Raw genomic sequence first — 21,862 nt, forward strand, 5'->3', positions numbered from 1 at the left:
GCTATACCCAAGGACACGAGAGTCGTTCGCTCAGCACAAGTCCGCTTAACAGACTGTTTATCTTGACAACAGATTCTTAACTTAACGACATTGAGGGTATCCGGGCGGTTAAGGCTTGGCGGATGCCTATTCCCGGCGAAGACACTCAATAATGATTGACTCGATTCCATATTTCAATTATTGTTGAAATATGGAAAATAAAACTGCTGTGATCGCCCTGGCCGCACTGGCCCAAGAATCCCGCTTGGCTATTTACCGGGCCTTGGTACAGGCTGGCCCGGCAGGATTGGCCGCCGGAAAAATCAGCGAAGCCACCGGCATTGCGCCGTCTTCCCTGTCGTTTCATTTGAAGGAATTGTCTTACGCCAACCTGGTCAGCTCGCGCAACGAAAGTCGCTATGTGATTTACACCGCTAACTTTTCGGTGATGAACGATCTCCTGGCGTTCCTGACCGAGAACTGTTGCAACGGCAACGCCTGCTTGTCGCTTGCGGCCTGTTCCGGCAATGACGCCGATACCACCGATTCTCTAACCTCAAACCCGACCGACAATCCATCATGAACGTATTATTTTTGTGTACCGGCAATTCCTGCCGTTCCGTCCTTGGCGAAGCCACTTTCAATCACTTGGCACCGGCCGGCTGGCATGGCATGAGTGCTGGCAGCAAACCCACCGGCAAGATCCACCCGCGCTCGCTGGCCTTGCTGGCCAGAGAAGGCATATCCACAGAGGGCTATTACAGCAAATCCTGGAACGATCTGCCGGTGACCCCGGACATCGTGTTGAGCGTGTGCGGTAATGCCGCCAACGAAACCTGTCCGGCCTATCTCGGCCCGGTCATGCGCAGCCATTGGGGCGTCGAAGATCCCGCGCATGTCGAGGGTACTGACGAGGAAATAGACGCGGCTTTCATGGTCGCTTACCGCATCCTGCGCCATCGCATCGAACAGTTTTTTGCCCTACCGTTGGACGAATTGAAAAACAATCCGGAGCGCCTGAAAGCCGAGCTGGATCGCATCGGCACTTTGGTGCCTCAGTAGTTAAGGAGTTTCCTGATGACCAGTATCCATGTATTTGACCCGGCTCTTTGCTGCAGCACAGGCGTTTGCGGTGTGGAAGTCGATCAACAGTTGGTCGGCTTTGCCGCCGATGTCGATTGGGCCAAGCAGAACGGCGCCGATATTGAGCGCTTTAACCTGGCGCAAACCCCTTTGGCGTTTGCCGAAAACGCGGTGGTAAAAGCCTTTCTGGAACGTTCCGGTGCCGACGCCCTGCCGTTGATTTTGGTCGATGGCGAAGTCGCCTTAGCTGGTCGCTATCCCAATCGAACCGAGTTGGCGCGTTGGGCAGCGATTAGCGTAGCGGAAGAGCAAGCCCCGTCCGGCTGTTGCAGCGGCAGCAGCTGTTGTTAACTTCTGCTGATAGTGCCGTGAACAGCGATAGCAAATTTCTCGATCAAGCGCCGCGCTTTCTATTTTTTACCGGCAAAGGCGGCGTGGGCAAAACTTCCATCGCTTGCGCCTCGGCGATGCAATTGGCGGATGCCGGCAGACGTGTGTTGTTGGTGAGTACCGATCCGGCATCGAACGTCGGCCAGGTATTTGGCATCGCCATCGGCAATCAGATCACCGCGATTCCGGCCGTACCCTGCCTAGCAGCATTGGAAATCGATCCGCAAGCGGCGGCGCAGGCCTATCGCGACCGTATCGTCGGCCCGGTGCGCGGCGTGTTGCCGGACAGCATCGTCAAAGGCATAGAGGAACAATTGTCCGGCGCTTGTACCACCGAAATCGCCGCGTTCGACGAATTCACTGCACTTCTAACCGACTCGGCCTTGACCACCGGCTACGATCACATCGTGTTCGACACCGCCCCGACCGGCCACACCATCCGCCTGTTGCAACTGCCGGGGGCGTGGAGCGGCTTTCTGGAGCAAGGCAAAGGCGATGCCTCTTGCCTCGGCCCTCTGGCCGGCTTGGAAAAACAGCGCAGCCAATATAAGGCTGCCGTTGAAGCCTTAGCCGATCCGCAGCGCAGTCGTTTGATCCTGGTCGCCCGCGCCCAACAATCGACCTTGCGTGAAGTAGCTCGCACCCACGAAGAATTAAACGCCATCGGCTTATCGCAACAGTTTTTGGCAATCAATGGCATCTTGCCGGAGAGCGCAACCTTACAAGACCCGCTAGCCAACGCCATCTACCAGCGCGAGCAACATGCTTTATCCGACATGCCGGCAGCGTTAAAAAACTTACCAATGGACCGCATTGAACTAAAGCCCTTCAATCTTGTTGGGCTGACGGCGTTGAGGCAATTGCTCAGCACAGCCGCGCCGCTGGCGATGCCTGACAATGACGTTATGCCGGCCATACCCGCGCCTAATCTATCAACATTAGTGGACGAGATTGCCGCCGACGGCCATGGCCTAGTGATGCTGATGGGTAAAGGCGGCGTGGGCAAGACCACGCTGGCCGCCGCGTTGGCGGTGGAACTGGCGCGACGCGGTTTGCCGGTGCATCTCACCACGTCCGATCCTGCCTCCAACTTAACCGACACGCTGAACGGCGCTTTGCCGGACCTGACAGTCAGCAAAATCGATCCGCATGCGGAAACCGAACGCTACCGCCAACATGTGCTGGCAACAAAAGGCGCCAAGCTGGACGAGGCAGGCCGGGCCATGCTGGAAGAAGACTTGCGCTCGCCGTGTACTGAAGAAATTGCGGTGTTTCAGGCGTTCTCCCGCATCATCCGCGAAGCCGGCAAGAAATTTGTAGTGATGGATACTGCGCCGACCGGCCATACCCTGCTGCTGTTGGACTCAACCGGCGCTTACCATCGTGAAGTGTCTCGGCAAATGGGCGATTCCAAACAACATTTCACTACGCCGATGATGCAATTGCAGGACCCGCGCCAAACCAAGGTGCTGATAGTGACACTGGCGGAAACCACGCCGGTGCTGGAAGCAGCCCATCTGCAAGACGATTTGCGCCGAGCCGGCATCGAGCCCTGGGCTTGGGTGATTAACAACAGTGTGGCGGCAACCACTGTGCTTTCGCCGCTGCTGCGCCAACGCGCTGTCAATGAATTGCCGGAAATCGACGCGGTAGCCAATCGATATGCCCAGCGTTATGCGCTGGTGCCTTTGTTACGGGAAGAGCCGACCGGCGTGGAACGCTTATTGGCATTAGCCGACGGTGATTCTCTAGCCGACAAACTCGCGGCAAATCCCAAAACTCAATAACCCTTTACCCTGGAGTGAGCGCGATGAAACGTCTGCACATTCACCTCGCCGTCGACGATCTGGCGAAAAATATCGACTTTTATAGTGCGCTGTTTCAAAGCGCACCGACAGTCCGCGAAGCCGATTACGCCAAGTGGTTGCTGGACGATCCGCGCGTCAATTTTGCCATTTCCAGTCGCGGCCGTCAGCCGGGTTTGGATCATTTGGGGATACAAGTGGAGTCGGGTGAGGAATTGGAAGCCGTCGAGCAAAATCTGGCCGCTGCCGAATTGCCGGTTGCAGCGCAAAAACAAGCCAACTGCTGCTATGCCCAGTCAGACAAATACTGGACCGTCGATCCGCAAGGCATCGCCTGGGAGGCTTTCCATTCCTTGCAAACCATTCCCTTATTTGGTGACGATCAAGTCGCGCAACTCGCACCCACCAGCAGTTGCTGCAAACCTCCGGCAGCCGATAGAACCGAGTAGCCAAACTATTGCCCGCATATCTTTGGAGATTTAAATGAGCACCCCGCATTGCCCGAATGCCCGTTTGTCATTTCTGGACCGCTTTCTGACCCTATGGATTTTCATCGCCATGGCGCTGGGTGTCGGTATCGGTTTTCTGTTTCCGACGGAAGTAACCGATTTCAACGCGGCGGTTTCGGTCGGCACCACCAACATTCCCATCGCTATCGGCTTGATCGTGATGATGTATCCACCGCTCGCCAAAGTCCGTTACGAAGAACTCGGCGACGTATTTCGCAACTGGCGTATATTGGCCGTGTCCTTGCTGCAAAACTGGCTGCTCGGACCGGTCTTGATGTTCGTGCTGGCCATCGTGTTTCTACGCGATTATCCCGACTACATGGTCGGCCTGATCTTGATAGGCCTGGCGCGCTGCATTGCCATGGTCATCGTCTGGAACGAACTGGCTAACGGCGACAACGAATATGCGGCGGGCTTGGTGGCATTTAACAGCGTATTCCAGGTCTTGTTTTATAGCGTGTATGCCTGGCTGTTCATCACCGTTTTGCCGCCCTTATTCGGTATGCAGGGCAGTCTGGTCGATATCACCATAGTCGAAATCGCCAAGAGCGTATTTATCTACCTGGGCGTTCCGTTTCTGGCCGGCTTTAGCACCCGTTTTCTGTTGGTCAAAGCCAAGGGCAAGGATTGGTATCACCAGCATTTCGTCCCGAAAATCAGCCCGCTGACCTTGATAGCGCTGCTGTTTACCATCGTGGTTATGTTCTCGCTGAAAGGCGATTTGATCGTGCAGTTGCCTCTGGACGTGGTGCGGATCGCGATACCGCTGTTGATTTACTTTGTGGTGATGTTTCTGCTCAGCTTTTTGATGGGCAGAGCCATCGGCGCCGGCTACGGCAAAACCACCACGCTGGCATTTACCGCGGCCAGCAATAATTTTGAATTGGCTATTGCGGTGGCGGTGGCCGTGTTTGGTATCAATAGCGGCGCGGCGTTTGCGGCCGTGATAGGGCCATTGATCGAAGTACCGGTGATGATCGCTTTGGTCAACGTAGCCTTCTATTTTCGCAAGCACGGACTGATTCAAAATTGACATGCGTTTACCCAACGACTCGTTTACCCAACCTTAAGCTTACAAAGGAACACTCTCATGGCAGCAGATAAATCAAAAGTCGATAGAAAGAAAATCGCTGTGGAAGAACCCACTTACGACCAGCTGAAAAATTTTTCCCGCTTTAACGGCTTAAAGACCCGGACGGTGGTGGCATCTATGGTAGATATAATGCTGCAAGACGAGATTTTGAGCCGCCGCGTCGTCGAGCAGTGCCTTGCTGCCGACGCAGAGGACGCCAATTAGCGCGTGCCAGACCTTGGTCGCCGGCAATTTCAAGCCTTGTTGATTGAAATCAAAGCTATCAATACAAGCACACGCAATAATTTAGCTCGGCATGCTCAATCGCACATGCCAACGCCGTTTTAGACTCATCAGCGATTAATTCAGGTGATGACGATGGATAATGACATTTTAATCGATCAAGCCCGGCAGCTTTATGCCGCATTGCACGCCAGACAGATCAGACTGTTCACTCCCAACCCTACTGCACTGGATCGCCTGGAACGCTTGGTCTTCAGCGCCTATGGCCGTTACCAGCGCCGCTTAAACCGTTGCGCGCTTTGTTACCAAACCCGCAAGCATGACTGTGTCCGGGAGCCCGGTAAAAAGCGTATTCCTTGCCAACGCCGCAACCCCTTCGCCCCGATTGCCGGGTTTTGATCGGCAATATTTTACTGTCCACGCCCGGCTAATTTGTTTAGTATTGCGCCATGGATGACGGCGAATTTGCATATCTTCTGCAGCGAGAACGAAAAACATCGTGCGGCTGGGTTGTGTGCATTGACGCATAGAGAGACAAGGCAGGCACTTTCGCTTGGCAAGCGGAATGTAACGGCTTCCACAACTAATCTTGTGGCGCCGCTCTTCCAGGTAGACTGCCAGTGAACGATTTGAAAAATCTAGCGCCGATTTAAGAATGGTGTGTGGGGTGGCTCATGATTTTTCAATTGCAATGGGACACGACGATTCAACATAACTGCCCAGTAACTCGACGATGAATAGTTTTATTCGATCCGTACTTGCAAAGGCGGACTATAGACCGGAAAGGCTCTTGCAGATGCTAAGAGCCGTGCAGGCGCAGTACCTGCATATTCCCCAGGCGGCTATCGAACAATTGGCCGCAGCCCTGCATATACCCCGCACCCAGATTATTGCCGTCGCGGAATTCTACAGTTTCTTGCACCTGACGCCGCAAGGCCGTTACGACATTCATATCAGCGATTCGATTACCGATAGAATGCTGGGCAAGGAAAAATTGCTGAATTATCTGTCGGAAAAGCTCAATGTCAAAGTGGGTCAAGTCCGCGCGGACGGTCTGGTCAGTTTGAATAACACCTCCTGCACCGGCATGTGCGACCAGGGCCCGGCCGGCCTGGTTAACGGCTATGCGTTGACGCATCTGGACTATGCCAGAATCGATGTGATCGCCAAATTGATCGAACAACAAGCCCCTTTGACCGATTGGCCAGCCGAGTTCTTCGCGGTCGACGAGCCGATCCGCAAACCCGGCCTGCTGCTCAACCAACCGTTCAATAATGGCGCGGCAATAGCGGCCACTTTTGCCCGTGGCTTGGCGGAAACCCTGGCGGAAGTAGACTGTTCCAACCTGCGCGGCCGCGGCGGCGCCGGTTTTAAAACAGCATTGAAATGGCGCACCTGTTCGGTGCAAGCAGCTACCCCGCATTATGTGATTTGTAACGCCGACGAAGGCGAACCCGGTACCTTTAAAGACCGGATGTTACTCGATCTCTACGCGGATCAGGTTTTTGAAGGCATGACCCTATGCGCGGCGATCATCGGCTCAGACCAGGGTTTACTGTATCTACGCGCCGAGTATTTATTCCTCTACGAGCAATTGCAGCGCGTGTTACAGCGCCGCCGCGATAGCGGTTTGCTGGGTCGTAACATCCATGGTCGGCCAGGTTTTGATTTTGACATCGAAATCCGCATGGGTGCCGGCGCTTACATCTGCGGCGAGGCGTCCGCGCAAATCGAATCGTTGGAAGGCAAGCCCGGCATTCCCAGGGTTAAACCGCCCAACTCGGTGATCTGCGGCTATCAACGCAAACCCACCGTGGTCGATAACGTCGAGACTTTTTTCGCGGCCACGCACATTGCTATTCAGGGCGGGCAATGGTTTGCAGAGGTCGGCACCGCGCAATCCACCGGCAGCAAGCTGCTCAGTATCAGTGGCGACTGCGCACGTCCCGGCATTTACGAATACCCGTTCGGCACTCCGATCGAGGATATTTTGCGGGACTGCGGTGCGGACGATGTGATGGGTGTGCAAGTGGGCGGGCCGTCCGGCACCTTTATTTCCAACCGGGAACTGCAACGGCGCGTGGCCTTCGAGGACCTATCCACCGCCGGCTCGTTTATGGTTTTCAACAGTAGCCGGAATATTTTCGACATTGTGCAGAACTTTACCGATTTCTTCGCCCACGAAAGCTGCGGCTTTTGCACGCCGTGCCGGGTCGGCACCACGCTATTGAAAAATCAGCTGCGGAAAATTGTCGAAGGCAACGGCGCCGCGGTCGATCTGGAAGAACTTAGCGAGTTATGCCTAATCGTCAAAAACAACAGCCATTGCGGTCTAGGTGATTCCGCCGCCAATCCGATTTTAAGCACCTTAGCCAGCCACCCCGAGTTGTATCTGAATCAATTAAAACAAAGCAGTTTTACACCGGGCTTTGATTTGGACGCCACCCTGGCCGTGGCCCGCCGCATGGCTGAGCGCGACGACGACGCGGCGCATTTATCGCAAGTGGAGAACTGACATGAGCGGCACCCTTTGCATCGACGGCATCGCCGTGCCGTTCAGCGACGGCCAAACCATTATCGAGGCCGCCCGCAGCGCCGGCGTATACATTCCTTATCTGTGTCACAGGCCGGGCTACGCCCCTTACGGCAGTTGCAAATTGTGTACGGTCAAAGTCAACGGTCGCACCAATACCGCCTGTACTCTCCCGGCTGCCGACGGCCAGACCGTCATCAGCAACAGCCCCGACCTGCAACACGACCGCCAGCGCATCACCCAGATGCTGTTTGTGGAAGGCAACCACTTCTGCCCATCCTGCGAAAAATCCGGTAATTGCCAGTTGCAGGCCGTGGCCTACCACCAGAACATGTTGGATAACCACTACCCGCACTTTTATGCCCAGCGGGAACTGGATGCATCGCACCCGGACATATTAATCGACCACGACCGCTGCATTTTCTGCAATCTGTGCGTGCGCGCCAGCAAGGAAAAAGACGGTAAAGAGGTGTTCGGCATTGCGGGTCGCGGCATCCACAAACGTCTGATCGTCAACTCCCCCAGCGGCAAGCTGAAAGACAGCGATATTAGCGTCGACGATGAGGCCGCCCATGTCTGCCCGACCGGCGCGATCCTGGTCAAACGCAGTGCTTATCTGGCGCCAATCGGCGAACGCATTTACGACCACCATCCCATCAGCGAAGTGGCCTGCGAAAAAGCGGTTCTCGACACCCAGGCAGCAAAAGGCCACGCCAGTTGCGACCAGGCCCAGCTAGCCGGTCAAGTCCCTCAGAACAGCGGGTCCGATTCCCACTACGCGGCATCAATGCCTCCCGCTCCGGATATTAAACATGGCCGCTAAGATTAAAATAGCCACCACCTCGCTGGCCGGCTGTTTTGGCTGCCATATGTCGTTCCTGGACATAGACGAGCGTTTACTGAGCTTGGCGGAAGTGGTCGAATTCGACCGCTCACCGCTCACCGACATCGAGCATTGCGGCCCCTGCGACATCGGCCTGATCGAAGGCGGGGTTTGCAATTCCGAAAACGTCCACGTACTTAGAGAATTTCGCAATAACTGCAAAATTCTGGTGGCGGTCGGTGCCTGCGCGATCAACGGCGGTCTGCCTGCGCTGCGTAACTTTTTTAAACTGGAAGATTGCCTGCTGGAAGCCTACCAAGACGGCATAGGCGTGGACAATCCGCAGATACCCAACGACCCGGAATTGCCTTTATTGCTGGATAAGGTGCGGCCTATCCACGAGATCGTCAAGATCGATTACTTTATGCCCGGCTGCCCGCCGTCCGCCGATGTGTTCTGGAACTATCTCAACGCATTGATCGAAGGCCGCGACCCGACTCTACCTTATGAATTAGTCCATTACGACTAATAGGGAACCGCTGTGTACGAATATCTTGAAACCGCCGATCCGGCTTTAGTCGCAGCCGGCAAATTAAAACGGGTCGCTGTCGATCCGGTTTCCCGCGTCGAAGGCCACGGCAAAGTGACCTTGCTGTTAGACGAAGACAATAAAGTCCAGCAAGCCCGCCTGCACATCGTCGAATTTCGCGGCTTCGAAAAATTCATCCAGGGCCGCCCTTATTGGGAACTACCGGTGATGGTGCAACGCTTGTGCGGCATTTGTCCGGTCAGCCATCATCTGGCCGCCGCCAAGGCCATCGATCAGTTGGTCGGCGTCGATCCGGCCAATCTGCCGCCGGCAGCGGATAAATTGCGCCGCTTGCTGCATTTCGGTCAGGTGTTGCAATCGCATGCTTTGCATTTTTTCCACCTGTCCAGCCCGGATTTGCTGTTTGGTTTTGAAAGCGAGATCGGCAAGCGCAGCATTGTCTCGGTGCTGGCCGACTATCCGGACATTGGCTTGCAAGGCGTGAAACTGCGCAAATACGGCCAGGAAGTAATCCGCATGGTCTCCGGCAAACGTATCCACGGCACCGGCGCCATTCCCGGCGGCATGAACAAAGCCTTAAGCCAAGCAGAGCGCGATTATTTAAAACAAGATATCGCGCAAATCGTAGTTTGGGCGCAAGCCGCTTTGCAACTGGTCACAAAAGTCCACACCTCCCACCTGCCCTATTACGACAACTTCGCGACGATCCGCAGCAAATATCTGAGCTTGACCAAGCCTAACGGCGCGCTGGAGCTTTATCACGGCGGGATTCGGGTGAAAGACGAACAAGGCGAAACCCTGGTCGACCATTACGATTACTGCGATTACCCGGCACTGATCCGCGAAGAAGTCCGTTCCTGGACCTATATGAAATTTCCCTACCTGACAGCGCTGGGTAAAGCCGATGGCTGGTATCGGGTGGGGCCGTTGGCGCGCGTAAACAACTGCGATTTTATCGACACGCCGCTCGCGGAAGCCGCCCGCGTCGAGTTCAAGCTGCATGGCGGTGAAGCGATGGTGCATAGCACCCTGGCCTTCCACTGGACGCGCATGATCGAATTGTTGCATTGCGCGGAAAGCATCGAAATCTTGCTGGACGATCCGGACCTGCTGAGCAGCGATCTGGTTACTAAAGGCGAAAAGCGCCACGAAGGCATAGGCGTCATCGAAGCCCCGCGCGGCACGCTGTTTCATCATTATCAAATCGACGAAAACGACATCGTCACCAAAGCCAATCTGATTGTCTCCACTACCAGTAACAACACGGCGATGAACGAATCGGTCAGGCAAGTGGCGGCGGAATATCTGTCCGGCCGAGAATTAACCGAACCCCTGCTGAATAATCTGGAAGTAGCGATCCGCGCCTACGATCCTTGCCTATCCTGCGCCACACATGCGGTGGGCAAAATGCCTTTGCAGTTGGAATTGGTCGATGCCGAAGGCAAATTGGTGGACAAACTGATTCGGCATAGCAACGGCGAATTTATTCACGGCAGCGAATGACCAAACCCATCCTGGTGTTCGGTTACGGCAACCCCAGCCGTGGCGACGACGCCGTTGGTCCATTAGTATTGGACTACCTTGCCGAACATATCGACCTGACCCGTATCGAATTGCTCAGCGACTTTCAATTACAAATCGAACACGCGCTGGATTTGCAAGATCGCGAGTTGGTGGTGTTTGTCGACGCTGCGGAAAACTGTCCGGAGAGCTTCACTTATACCCCACTCAGCCCGGCGCAAGACCGCAGCTACAGCAGCCATGCGCTGAGTCCTGCGGCACTGCTAGCGGTCTATCAATCCGTCAGCGAGCAGCCGATCCCGCCCTGCTTTTTATTAAGCATCCAAGCCGAAGCCTTCGAACTGGGCACGGGTTTGAGCGAACGTTGCAGGGCCAATTTACAACACGCTTGCCGCTTCCTGGAAAAGCTGCTGACGCAGCCGCTATCAACCATCGTTAAGAGTCAATCTGAAAGCTGAATCGACTGAGCTTTGGAGACAAGCGCCAGCCGAGCGCCCCATTAAAGTGCGGACAGAACCTGCGCACAACCTTATGCTGTTATACAATATTTAATAAAACTGTCATAAACAAGGAAACACCATGTTCTCTCTACAAACCATCTTTGGCAAAGGCGATAAATTTTATGGCTTGCTTGAAGCCAGTGCGGAGTCAGCACACGCCTCGGCCAAAGCCTTGATAGAGTTGCTCAGCACGCCCACAACCCAGCAATCATTGGAAAAATTTAAACAGGCACGGCGCCGGGAAAAGAATTTATTCAGCCAAATCAGCGAAGAATTGGTCAATACCTTCGTTACCGTGCTGGATCGCGAGGACATTGAAGCGCTAAACGGCGCGCTGTATAAAATCCCCAAAGTGGTGGAAAAATTTGCGGAACGCTACAGCTTAGCCTTGGGCCGCATGGGCGAAGTAGACTTCATCAGCCGTGCGCAGATGCTGGAACAAGCCTGCCAGGTTTTGGAGCAAATGGTGGGACAGCTGCGCAAAGGTATGGATTTGGATGAAGTCAAACGCCTAAACGATCAACTGCAAACCATTGAAGCGGAAGCCGACGACCAAATTCTTGAGCTGTATCGCGACGTCTATGCCAACGAAACCGATCCGATCCGCTACCTAGTCAAAACCAATTTGTTTGAAATCCTCGAAAAAGCCATCGATCGCTGCCGCGATGCCGGCAATGTGGTTTATCACATCGTCTTAAAAAACTCATAAAAGGACTGTCATGCTGACATTGCTTTTGCTGGTCATTCTGGCGGCACTGATATTCGAGTTCGTTAACGGTTTTCACGACACCGCCAACTCTATTGCCACGGTGGTTGCCACCAAAGTACTAACGCCCACCCAGGCGGTGATCCTGGCTGCGGTAACTAATCTGGTCGGCGCCTTGTCAGGTACCGCCGTGGCCAAAACCATTTCCTCCGGACTGGTCGATACCGGCATGGTCACAATCACCTCCGAAGTACTGATTTGCGCACTGACCGGAGCGATTATCTGGAATCTAATTACCTGGGCCTTGGGCCTGCCCTCTTCTTCCAGCCACGCCTTGATCGGCGGCTTATGCGGCGCTGCTCTGGCGGCGGGACACAATAATCCTGATGTATTGATATGGTCAAAAACCGCATTAGTCTGGACCGAAAACAAAGGACTGCTCTGGAAAGTGGTGATTCCGATGATCAGCTCCCCGATTGCCGGTTTTACCTTGGGCATTTTGATCATGGGTTTGTTGATGGCGATCATCAGCGGCATGAATGCCGCCGGCGGCCTATTGGGGCAAATTTCGCGGCCGAAATGGATCAATGCCTTGTTCGGAAAAGCGCAATTGGTATCAGCCGGTTATATGGGATTTGCACACGGCAGCAACGATGCGCAAAAAACCATGGGCATCATCGCACTGGCCATATTTACGGCAAACAACGCCGGCACGCTGGATCAATTGCCGGGTTGGGCGGAATTCCTGCGTCCGGACGGCGGAGAAAAAGACATAGACACCTGGATCGTGTTCAGTTGCGCGTTGATCATGGCACTCGGCACCTCGGTGGGCGGCTGGCGAATTATCAAGACTCTTGGCCACAAAATGGTCAAGCTGCACCCGATAAACGGCTTCGCGGCAGAAACCAGCTCCGCCACCATCCTATTGGCTGCCGCGCATTTTGGTATGCCGGTTTCCACCACACATAGTATTTCCACCGCGATCATGGGCGTAGGTTTTGCCAAAAACCCGCACACGCTGAAACTTTCCGTGATCGAACGGATTGTCTGGGCCTGGGTTTTGACCATTCCCGCCGCCGGCGGCATTGCCTGGGGCATGGTGAGTTTATTGCCAATGTTGCAGAATTAAGCCTGGACTCAAATCGCTGATTTGAATGACAGTCATAGGGAATTTAGGGTCGGGTTAATAATTGACTACGCGAATTCCCAGGGTAGCCTACTTGATAAGGGAGACTAATGCTGTAAAAAACCATATCCTTATAGCGCAGCCCCAAAAATCATTAGTCGCCCCCATTGAAGTACCCATACTTTTCCTAAATTTAGAGGTGACTGAAATGATGAGAGAAATACTGGAAATCGTGATGCTGTTGGGCTTGATGGGGGGGCCTGTTTTTCGTGAAACATGAGTTCGAGAAAGACAAGCGGGAAAGACTGAGCGACGGCAAACCGGAACCCAGAGAATGAGACAATTTTGGCTCTAGTCTATTAATAACAATTAGGCTTTCCTCCCAACATACGCGTAAAGCAGTGAGCATGGCTGTAAGATGTTACATATCTCGTTAGCCGTGTGCCATCGTCGACATTAGTTTATTCACTCGGCCAGCAAGCCAAATAGGCGGGGGACTAGTAGCCACACTCGGTTTGCTATGCCATTTAACGGCCCCATGAAATTTAAGGGCCGGATTAATAACCAATCGTGACTTGTTATGTCGAAAACGATCGATTGCCGTCATGTCCGGCAGATACGATGTTTTAAACATGCAATACCTATATTTACTTCGAGGCTTTCTTCGGAAATTTTGAAACGTATTATCGCAACATCCCACACATCCGTTCAGCGATAAGACTGAGATTCATGGCGAAATTCGTTGAGTTGCCGTTCGTGGTAGTAAAGATCATCCCGAGCGCGGTCTCTGTTACGACTTAAGTGCCTTATATCGTCACGAATTCTGGCCCGGTCTTTGTCGTTTAACTTGTTATCCCCCAAGCTACTTTCTTTGCTGGAAAGTTCGTTATCTATCCTTTCAAGTTCGGCGCGTTCTTTATGGACGGCGTAAGCCGCTGCGTGGTAACGGCTAAATACGCTATCAATCGATGGCGGGCAAACATGTCGATAATCATGTCCTTGCAAACCCTCTTCAAAAGCGTTCTCGATCCGACAGTATTCTTTTATGCCCTGTTCGCGGCCAGCAAAATACTGCGAATCATTCACCGCGACGCCGTATTCGGAACATGCTTTTTGGTGATCATTTAGCCTGTCACTCGTTGCACCGGAACGGCCGTCTTGAACCCCCAAACCAAACCAATCACCCCGCTTGCAGTCCTGTTGGCTAAGCGTTGCACAGCCGGTTAAAAAAACAGCAAATAGACAGCCAGTTAAGCGTTTCACCATGATTTTGCCTTCCCAATAAAGATTCACCATACAGTGAGAAAAGCTGCAATTGCTTGGAGCCCCACGCACACCCTAAAACTATTTCAATTAGAAACGGGATCGCTGGAAATTATAGTCAACGTTGAAAATTAAACGACTCAATACAGATAATCATCAACCAAGCTGAATCTGGTCATACCGGGCCGATTAGATGACATGTTGACCGACGACATAATCGATTTATGCAAAGATGCCTGAGATAACTTTAATCAGCCAATGAAAATTGGATTTCCGGACAAATTGAAATGACTGCTATTGGGAAAGTTGGAATGGGCAAGCCAGTCAAAACAACCAACTGAACCCCATAAAGACGAGACTAAAGTTTATTCCCCATCACAGGGCAACTGCAACACGCCATGGCCTCTATCGTGAATGCGGTAGAGGCTTTTCGGTGCATGCTAAGGGCTTATTTCCAACGGCGGTTGAATGTCCGACCGTAAATGGATAAGCGTAATCGATGGAGCTTGATGGTTACGACGCCGGATTCATCGCGATGGCAGCCGAATCCAGGATGCGTAAGGTCCTCAAAAAAGACATGGTACTGTTTAAGTTGGAGCTCTGCCGTCATCGTATTTCTTATCCTATTTCTGTGAAGACATAGACACTATAGGCTCTGAAATAAAAGGATTATTTGATCTAAAGCAAACATTAGCATAATGCAACTAATACATGGCAAAGCCGACACTGAATATAGACAAAACTGGCAGACGTTTTTGTGTGGCATCTCGCGGCTCCCCTAGCCGCAACACACTATGACATCAGGACTTTTTCTCCGTCAGAAAAATTCCATCACGCAATGTTAAACTGAGGAGCCAAGAGGACATAAAACGGGGTGTGTATGGGTTACGGCTTAAAGTGGGAACGTATCGGAGTGGTTAAGAAATTCGCTGAACAAGTGAACGATGCAGAATTCATGGCGGCTACCGAAGACGTGCAAAATGATCCAAATTTCGGCCGCATTTTGTTTGTCATAAATGATTTTTCAGAGGTGAGCGATTTCGAAGTAACACCCCCGATTATAAAGGCTTATTTTGCTAGCGTGGCGGATGCTTACCGCGTCAATGATAAGGTTAAAATTGCATTTATAACCCAGGATCGCGAGCTTGAAGCACAAATCAATACCTTAGTTCACACCAGTCCATTGCCCTATAGATCCAGAGTGTTTAAGTCTGTAAGTGAGGCACGCAATTGGTGCAAGGGACCAAAATTCAAAAACCCTTGATTTAATCAGTTTAGGTTTTTACTGATATTGATGGCCGAGTTGATTCGGATAATCAAATCTCGGGGCGAAAAGGGTTTCGTAATGTAATCATTGACGCCGACTTCAAACGCGCGAATCCGATCATTTCTTTCCGCCCGTGCTGTCAGAAGAATAACGGGTAACGCAGTGAATTTCGGATCGTTTTTTAAGCGCCGAGTCATTTCGATACCGCTGATACCGGGAAGCATCCAATCTAGAACCAGCAAATCTACGGAGGTTTCTGCTAATGATTGTTGCGCCTCTTCGGCCGTTGCAACAGTTGTTACATTCATTCCTGCATTTTCCAGCACCATCAGTAGCATATCCCTGATAGATTCCTCGTCGTCAACGACAAGAATATTTAAAGTTGGCATGATCTTTCATCGTGAAGTTATTGCAGGTAGCCCAGAGTTTCTGGCTAGAACAATGCAGACAAGTTATTGGGTAAGAAGGGGCGAATAGAGAAGTGTTAACAAAACTATGCTTCTGCCGTTAATAGTCGCCGTGTGACATATATTTGAATCACTGCCGCCGCCATCATGTCAAGCATACGGCTATTATGTTACGGAATTGTGACAATCCCTGCGGCACTTTGGCGAGCAGTAGTTTGGATAGGTTATTAAAATGACACGCATTAGCTGTCAAACAAAAAAGCATTCGTTACAAGAAGCCCCGGCCAATCCAGATGCACTAAGCATCTGCCCAGCCGGGCCTGTTGACAAATTAGGCAAGTTGACGGCGACGGAAATTTAAAGCCAACAACGCGGTTCCAAACAACCATGCCGCGCCTGGAACAGGCACCGGTTGTACGGAAGTTGGCGTGATTCTGAACTGGCTGACGATTTGCGGCGTGCGGTTGACGATGCCGGTCAAATCGTTGGCGATATCGCCGGTATCGTAGGGGTTGATGCCGTAGGTGGTAACCAACAACTGCTGAGTGAGCTGATCGATTTCAAACTCGGTCCAGCCGAAAGTATGCGTTGCCACATAATCACCTTGCAGCAATTCGGCTTGAATTTTGCCGTCGGCGCCAGCCAGATTGGCGTCCAAGCCTAGCGGGTCGTAACCCAGCGGCGTCAAAGCGCCATTGGTCACTGACTTGATGAAGCTGTCTTTGGCGGCGATGCTGGGCAACGCGTCGTAGAAGGCTTTTTGCTGTGGTGTCAGTAAACCTACCACAGTCGCCAGTTGTGCAACCGTTGGGCCAAACGGCGCGTCATAGGCTACGGAACCGGTGGTGATTTCGAAGGCATTGGTGGCTTTTTGCTCGCTAAAAGGCGTGAGTTGGTAGGTCAGGTTATTCACCAAGGTGCCGTGGATGTCGGCGGACAGGAACACCACGTTATCGATTTTGTTGTCGTCGATAAATTTCAATATCTCGGTACGTTCGGCGGCATACCCTTCAAAGCGGTCGCCGGCGCCAACCACCCCCAAGTTCTGCATCGGTTCCGGTACGGCGATGAATTTCCAGGTGACGTCATTTTGCTCCGCTGACAGCAGATCGGCTTTCAAATCGGCGATTTGCCGCTTGCCCAGCATAGTCCGGCTCGGGTCAAACGAATTTGCCAAAAAGCCGCCAACCGAAGCTTGACTTAACGGGTTCGCATCGGCCAATTCTTTGTCGCGGAACGAGCGTGCATCCAACACCATCAAGGCCGCATCATTGCCAAAGGTTTGGTTGCGGTACAACTTTACTTCGCCGGCAGTGCGAGCGTCGCCGGTGGCACCGTAAGTCTCGTTGCGAAGCGGATTGTATTCCTGAAAAGCCTGGATACCGTTGTTGTACAAGGTACTGTCATTGATCCGAGTGCCGGCGGGATCGGCGTTGAAACGCGCGTCGGTTGCTACGTCGGCTCCGCCGGCGAAGTCGTTAGTCACTTCGTGGTCGTCTATCGTCGCGAACACGGCGGTGGACTGGCGTAAATCGGCCAGACCGTTCAAGCCACCCTTGGCGCTATACACTTCGGCATGCTTGTTGCGATAGGCGGACAAGGATTGCGCTTGTTGCTGACCGCCGTTGACGTTGGAGGCTACATCGCCGTAGATGGTATCACCCATCGCTACGAAGAAATCCAGGTTACGCTGGCTGGCGTTTTTCACGGCTGGATACGGCAGCAATTCGCCGCGCCAATCGCCTGATACGCCAAAACGCAGACCGGTGGTGCTGCCTAGTGCCGCAGCAGTTTTAAACTGGCCACTTGCGACATTTCCAACGCTATCGGTTGCACGGTAGTAATAAGAGGTATCGGCGGATAAGCCGGACACATCCCATTTGACCGGTGCCAGCGGGTCGCTCACCGTTTTAAAGCTGGAACCCACAATCTGCGTAAATGCGCTATCAGTCGCGTACTGGAAATTTAAATCGCCGACCGTATCCGACCGGCCCCACAGCACGGCAGAGGTTTGGCTGACATCGCCGGCGGCCACACCGTTGGGCAAGGCCGCTTGGGCTTTACCGCCCAGAGCCACCAGAGTAGCAACAGCGATTAATCGAACTACTTTGAATTTCATGATGGTCTCCAAGGATTTAAGACAAAAAACGTGACAGAGTTGGCAACCCCGGAGTTTAAAACCGCTTGGTGACAATTTGATGAATGGCGCAACCCCTCAAAAATCCGAGTCTGGTTTGATAAAGACCCGAAATAGTCTGAGGACGCAATTGTGCTGATCTTTCAGTTGAATAGATTCCTGTAAAAAACGGTATATACGGTTTATACTGTTAATCGCCCTCACCCCATAGGAAACCGTAATGAACGCCAAGAAATCGAAGTCTAAAAATGAAGCCAGTCAATCTACGACGAATGAAGCCGTTATTGAACAATCAACTATAAATCCCGAACCCGAACTGATCGCCGAAACTATCGGTAGCGAAGAAAAGGCTTTGACTAAAAAAAGCAAACCTCAAAAAACCAAAGTCATTCGGGATAGCTTTTCTTTCCCGGAACACGATTATCGGAAAATTTCGGAATTGAAAAAAACCTGCTTAGCGGCGGGGATTCATGTGAAGAAAAGTGAAATTCTTCGCGCTGGCTTGTATCTATTGACACAAGCCAATCCGGAAGAACTAAAAAAAGCCATAGAGAAAGTGGACAAAGTGCCCACAGGGCGGCCAAGTTTAGCTAACAATTAAACCATCGGTGCTTAGTAATTTATTGGCAATCTTGGCGATTGCGGAGCAGAAAGTACAATGGCATGTTTACAAAGCACTTTCTGACCCAAGCTAACATTTAGGGGGCGATGTTTTTCTCAACAATGTGCTCTTCAAAAGAGAAAACATTGGGATCGTGTCTATCGATATTAGCTTTCACCCAATGCGAATTGGGGTTGCCGAAGGTTTCGACACGGGTAAAGTTTTGCAGTCTTGGCGCGCTGGATTCCCAGGGCATGATGAACGGGAATTCGCTGTCTTTCACTTCCGAAGGCAGTTTCGACGGCAGCGGTTTGTCGATGCGGAAATAGTGGCTGTCGCCATTGACCAGCACCACCGGCTTACCGAAAGCTTTGGTTTCGGCTGCCAAGGCCACGATGAAATCTTCATAGCCGGTCAGGTTGGCGGCGGGAATAAAGTCCCACATATTAGCCTGGACAAACAACATCACCCCAGCGGCATGCTGTTCGGCAGCCAGCGCGAAAGAGTCTTGCAACCATTGCAGATTAGCGGCGTTACGTTGTGCATACTCTTGCTCGGCCTCAACCTTGAAGTCGGCGCGTGTAGTCAGACCGTTATTGCTTCCAGGCACATGCAACCCTACAAACAATACGCCGCCATAGTTCCAGCGGATATTTTCAGGGAACTCCGGGCTTTGGCGATCCAGCGGCAGCTGCTTTTTACCCATGCTGCGGTGATCGTTAGGCGAAAACAGGCTACGCAAATAGCTTAAGCGTTCGAAAGGATTGTAACCGCCGGCTGCAGCCCTATGGCAATCCGTCCATTCGTTGTCGCCAAACACGTAGAAAAACGGGTGTTTCGCATCGTTAAATTGTCTAAAGCGCAATTGGTACAACTCGTCCTTACAAGGTACGCTGCCGCCTTTGAAATCGCCGTCATGCACCGTGAACGTGATCTTGGCCCGGTCCAGATCGGCCATCAAATTTACAAACTCGGGTTCTTGGGCCGGGGAATACGGCAGGTCGCCGATCAAGGCGATGGAAAATTTATCGGCATGCGGCTTGCGTCCATGCTCAAATCGAACATCGGAATCTGCCACTGCAAAATTCATCGTGCCGAAAAACAGCACACAGCAGCCGAGTGCTTTAATAGTCTTCATAACTTACTCCAAAACTTGTTTGTTATTGACCATCGCCAGCCTTTGAGAGGCGACTACGACAGTTTATTTAGGGGTAAGGGAGCAAGATGACTCGTCCCATATCCCCTGCCAAGTTTATAAAGAGCGTGTGTAAGTATCGTGACAGCAGGTAACGCCAAAAACTTGGGTTAACCCAGTGTGGCAAATTCGGCTTGTAACGTGGCCAGGAAGCTCTCACGGGCGACTTGTGCAATGCCGATTTGATGCTGAAGCCGTTGAATTTCGGCATCCACGATTTGCAAATTGGTGATTTGCGCTTTCGCGATCTCGCTAAGGCTGTCGATAGGGTGAGTTTTATCGCCTATAGTTAAAGTGGGGACTGTTGGGGTTTCGGTGGTCATATCAAGTTTGTGTTAATTACGCTTAAAAGAGCCTCTTTCTTAGGCAGCAATACCATTAAGTTCGCACAACCAGCGATTTATCCCATGGGATCTCTAAACTTTTAGAGGTCCCCACATCAATAAAGCGTTAACTTAAGGTTTTGTCTTCCAAAAGAAGCGGTGATGCTTAATCACGGAGCAAATTTTACCCGGCAATTGTTACAGTTTTTTAACAACAGCAACCAGCCTCATTACGTAACTTCAGATCAGATAATGCGTTATTTTCCACGCCGAATTAGATTCTGATCTGCAAGCTTGTTGGGACCAAAATACAGTACCTAACTCGAATAAATCAGACCAAGCGTTCGCTTAGCAAACAGACTCATCAACGCCCGTCGTTACCAATATTTTTTCAAAGGCCTTCGTTGAAATAATCAGGACACATAACCCTCCTAGTATGTAGGCGCGGCATTGCAAAGAATTAGCCGCAATCAAGCTCGGTTTGATACTAGGAGATTTAGATGCGTTTTCCTTCGCTGTTGTTATTCGACCTGGGCGGTGTACTGATAGAAAGCTCCGTGTTCGAACATTTGAATCGATTGCTGCCCAAGCCTCTCGAGAACTCGGCACTTAAGGAGCGCTGGTTACATTCGCCAGCAGTCCGGCAATTTGAGCGAGGTGAAACTACGCCTCCGGGGAGTCGCTATTTTTGCCGAAAGATTTTTTCGAGCTTCCCAGCAGGAAAAAATCGGCAAAAATTACGCGACCGCTTATGCCTTCGGCGCCCCGATTCGTCCGCGTCACCTCGTTCCGACCCAACAAGGGGTCGAAACATCGGCTCTCGCATGACTTGACGCCGTGTCGCGATGCCTTGCAGGTTTTCTCCGCTTCGCTGCGAAAACCCGCCCGGCGCTACGGCTATCGGGGACTAAAAATCTTCACTTCGCTAACGCTCCGTTTCCAAGATTTTCAGCGGATGAGTTTGCGGACAGTTTCATTGCAGAGTGGGGTCTGCGACTTGCCCCGCGGGCGTTCCTGAAAGCGTTTACATCCTGGCCCAGGCAGTTCTTTCCGGGAGCGCGAAAAACCATCCGCGACTTACGCGCAAACTATATGGTAGGTTGCCTAAGCAATTCGAATCCTCTGCATTGGCAACGCTTCGGCGAGCTTGAGGACGACTTTGATATCACCTTGTTTTCACATTTGCTCGGCGCTATCAAGCCCGATCCCGAGATCTTTGTGTTGGCGTTAGGCAAATGCGATGTTGAACCTTCCGAAGTCTATTTTTTCGATGATTGTTCCGCCAATGTGCATAGCGCGCAAAGTCTTGGCATCACGGCCTTTCATGTGGATGGCTTCGAATCACTACAAGACGTGCTAAATATTCAGGGTTTAATGCCTTAGTGCCTGTTGCGGTGCCCCGTGATGCCTGCCTATTAATTGACATCTTTAAAAATGTCTTCCTCTGCATAGAAGCGATTTTCAGTTATTACGTCGGCGGAAATCTTCTTGCCAACTAAATCGTGTACATCGGCAGTAATCCGCTCGATGATTTCCAAGGTTTCACCCTGTTGCAAAGACTTCAACAAGGCATTACCCCAAATGGACACGTGTCGGGTGTTTATAACGCGGGTATCGTTATTTTTTGCCCATTCGCGAGAAATGGACAATCCCAGATCATCCATTTTATCTTTAACTTCTTTAGCCAATGCCTGATCTTTAATTCTAAATAATAAATCTTGTTTAATATTATTCCAGCCACTGGGATAAAGTTCCCAACCATGATAAAAACGTATCACCCAGGTTAAGTATTGATCCAATGTTTGACTATTACCTGAATCCGTGACTCC

The 21,862-nt window shown here is 51.9% G+C and carries 23 protein-coding genes and 1 pseudogene; 18 read left to right on the forward strand and 6 right to left on the reverse strand.

Annotated features, from left to right (window positions below; all coding sequences use genetic code 11):
- The first annotated feature begins 190 nt into the window (after positions 1-190).
- The 15 genes and pseudogenes from A1332_RS01545 (at position 191) to A1332_RS01615 (ending at position 12,843) form a co-directional block, all read left to right on the forward strand.
- Entirely contained in the window at positions 191-562 is a 372-nt protein-coding gene (locus A1332_RS01545) for an ArsR/SmtB family transcription factor (RefSeq protein WP_064006819.1), read from the forward strand.
- Positions 559-1,041, forward strand: a complete 483-nt coding sequence (locus tag A1332_RS01550; protein ID WP_064006820.1) for an arsenate reductase ArsC — start codon at positions 559-561, stop codon at positions 1,039-1,041. The genes A1332_RS01545 and A1332_RS01550 overlap by 4 nt, the downstream gene beginning before the upstream one ends.
- Before the next feature lie 15 nt (positions 1,042-1,056).
- Entirely contained in the window at positions 1,057-1,413 is a 357-nt protein-coding gene (arsD, locus tag A1332_RS01555) for an arsenite efflux transporter metallochaperone ArsD (protein ID WP_064006821.1), read from the forward strand.
- A gap of 17 nt (positions 1,414-1,430) precedes the next feature.
- Positions 1,431-3,239 carry an arsenical pump-driving ATPase gene (gene arsA, locus A1332_RS01560; RefSeq protein ID WP_064006843.1) on the forward strand — a complete coding sequence of 603 codons (1,809 nt, stop codon included), beginning with the start codon at positions 1,431-1,433 and terminating at the stop codon, positions 3,237-3,239.
- Between the two features lie 23 nt (positions 3,240-3,262).
- Positions 3,263-3,706, forward strand: coding sequence for an ArsI/CadI family heavy metal resistance metalloenzyme (locus A1332_RS01565; protein WP_064006822.1), 444 nt, complete (start codon positions 3,263-3,265; stop codon positions 3,704-3,706).
- A gap of 34 nt (positions 3,707-3,740) precedes the next feature.
- Positions 3,741-4,799, forward strand: a complete 1,059-nt coding sequence (gene arsB, locus A1332_RS01570) for an ACR3 family arsenite efflux transporter (RefSeq protein ID WP_064006823.1) — start codon at positions 3,741-3,743, stop codon at positions 4,797-4,799.
- 57 nt (positions 4,800-4,856) lie between these two features.
- Complete coding sequence (locus A1332_RS01575) at positions 4,857-5,063, forward strand: hypothetical protein (protein WP_064006824.1); 207 nt, start codon at positions 4,857-4,859, stop codon at positions 5,061-5,063.
- A gap of 153 nt (positions 5,064-5,216) precedes the next feature.
- Positions 5,217-5,480, forward strand: coding sequence for a hypothetical protein (locus A1332_RS01580; protein WP_064006844.1), 264 nt, complete (start codon positions 5,217-5,219; stop codon positions 5,478-5,480).
- A gap of 334 nt (positions 5,481-5,814) precedes the next feature.
- The gene (locus A1332_RS01585; RefSeq protein WP_064006825.1) at positions 5,815-7,596 is read left to right on the forward strand and encodes an NAD(P)H-dependent oxidoreductase subunit E; all 1,782 of its coding nucleotides are present in this window, start codon (positions 5,815-5,817) and stop codon (positions 7,594-7,596) included.
- A 1-nt stretch (position 7,597) separates the two neighbouring features.
- Positions 7,598-8,284: pseudogene (locus A1332_RS01590) on the forward strand (2Fe-2S iron-sulfur cluster-binding protein); the annotation flags it as partial.
- 142 nt (positions 8,285-8,426) lie between these two features.
- Entirely contained in the window at positions 8,427-8,966 is a 540-nt protein-coding gene (locus tag A1332_RS01595) for an NADP oxidoreductase (RefSeq protein ID WP_064006827.1), read from the forward strand.
- 12 nt (positions 8,967-8,978) lie between these two features.
- Entirely contained in the window at positions 8,979-10,490 is a 1,512-nt protein-coding gene (locus tag A1332_RS01600) for a Ni/Fe hydrogenase subunit alpha (RefSeq protein WP_064006828.1), read from the forward strand.
- On the forward strand, positions 10,487-10,966 hold the full coding sequence (locus tag A1332_RS01605; RefSeq protein ID WP_064006829.1) for a hydrogenase maturation protease: 480 nt from the start codon (positions 10,487-10,489) through the stop codon (positions 10,964-10,966). Before A1332_RS01600 ends, A1332_RS01605 begins: the two co-directional genes overlap by 4 nt.
- Positions 10,967-11,087: 121 nt before the next feature.
- Entirely contained in the window at positions 11,088-11,717 is a 630-nt protein-coding gene (locus A1332_RS01610; protein ID WP_064006830.1) for a DUF47 domain-containing protein, read from the forward strand.
- A gap of 10 nt (positions 11,718-11,727) precedes the next feature.
- Positions 11,728-12,843 carry an inorganic phosphate transporter gene (locus A1332_RS01615; RefSeq protein ID WP_064006831.1) on the forward strand — a complete coding sequence of 372 codons (1,116 nt, stop codon included), beginning with the start codon at positions 11,728-11,730 and terminating at the stop codon, positions 12,841-12,843.
- Between the two features lie 705 nt (positions 12,844-13,548).
- On the opposite strand, the gene A1332_RS01625 is transcribed toward A1332_RS01615, so the two are convergent.
- Positions 13,549-14,106, reverse strand: a complete 558-nt coding sequence (locus A1332_RS01625; RefSeq protein ID WP_197491367.1) for a DUF2799 domain-containing protein — start codon at positions 14,104-14,106, stop codon at positions 13,549-13,551.
- A gap of 877 nt (positions 14,107-14,983) precedes the next feature.
- Here A1332_RS01625 and A1332_RS01630 point away from each other — a divergent pair.
- Positions 14,984-15,367, forward strand: a complete 384-nt coding sequence (locus tag A1332_RS01630; protein ID WP_064006834.1) for a hypothetical protein — start codon at positions 14,984-14,986, stop codon at positions 15,365-15,367.
- A gap of 5 nt (positions 15,368-15,372) precedes the next feature.
- Here A1332_RS01630 and A1332_RS01635 read toward each other — a convergent pair whose 3' ends face one another.
- A complete protein-coding gene (locus A1332_RS01635) occupies positions 15,373-15,759 on the reverse strand; it encodes a response regulator (RefSeq protein ID WP_064006835.1) in 387 nt (128 codons plus the stop codon).
- A gap of 349 nt (positions 15,760-16,108) precedes the next feature.
- On the reverse strand, positions 16,109-17,896 hold the full coding sequence (locus tag A1332_RS01640) for an alkaline phosphatase D family protein (protein WP_064006836.1): 1,788 nt from the start codon (positions 17,894-17,896) through the stop codon (positions 16,109-16,111).
- Between the two features lie 238 nt (positions 17,897-18,134).
- Here A1332_RS01640 and A1332_RS01645 point away from each other — a divergent pair, with 238 nt between their 5' ends.
- On the forward strand, positions 18,135-18,515 hold the full coding sequence (locus tag A1332_RS01645; protein ID WP_064006837.1) for a hypothetical protein: 381 nt from the start codon (positions 18,135-18,137) through the stop codon (positions 18,513-18,515).
- Positions 18,516-18,612: 97 nt separating this feature from the next.
- Here A1332_RS01645 and A1332_RS01650 read toward each other — a convergent pair whose 3' ends face one another.
- Positions 18,613-19,653: a hypothetical protein gene (locus A1332_RS01650; protein ID WP_064006838.1), complete on the reverse strand. Its 1,041-nt coding sequence runs from the start codon at positions 19,651-19,653 to the stop codon at positions 18,613-18,615.
- Positions 19,654-19,820: 167 nt separating this feature from the next.
- Entirely contained in the window at positions 19,821-20,033 is a 213-nt protein-coding gene (locus tag A1332_RS01655) for a DUF6447 family protein (protein ID WP_064006839.1), read from the reverse strand.
- Positions 20,034-20,870: 837 nt separating this feature from the next.
- On the opposite strand from A1332_RS01655, the gene A1332_RS24555 reads away from it, so the two are divergent.
- The gene (locus A1332_RS24555; protein ID WP_082879474.1) at positions 20,871-21,416 is read left to right on the forward strand and encodes an HAD-IA family hydrolase; all 546 of its coding nucleotides are present in this window, start codon (positions 20,871-20,873) and stop codon (positions 21,414-21,416) included.
- 32 nt (positions 21,417-21,448) lie between these two features.
- Here the strand turns inward: A1332_RS24555 and A1332_RS25565 are convergent.
- Positions 21,449-21,862 (reverse strand): hypothetical protein (locus A1332_RS25565; protein WP_064006845.1); only part of this gene is annotated, 414 nt, incomplete at its 5' end.

It is taken from the genome of Methylomonas methanica, assembly GCF_001644035.1.
In the GTDB taxonomy this organism is placed as follows: Bacteria; Pseudomonadota; Gammaproteobacteria; order Methylococcales; family Methylomonadaceae; genus Methylomonas; species Methylomonas methanica_A.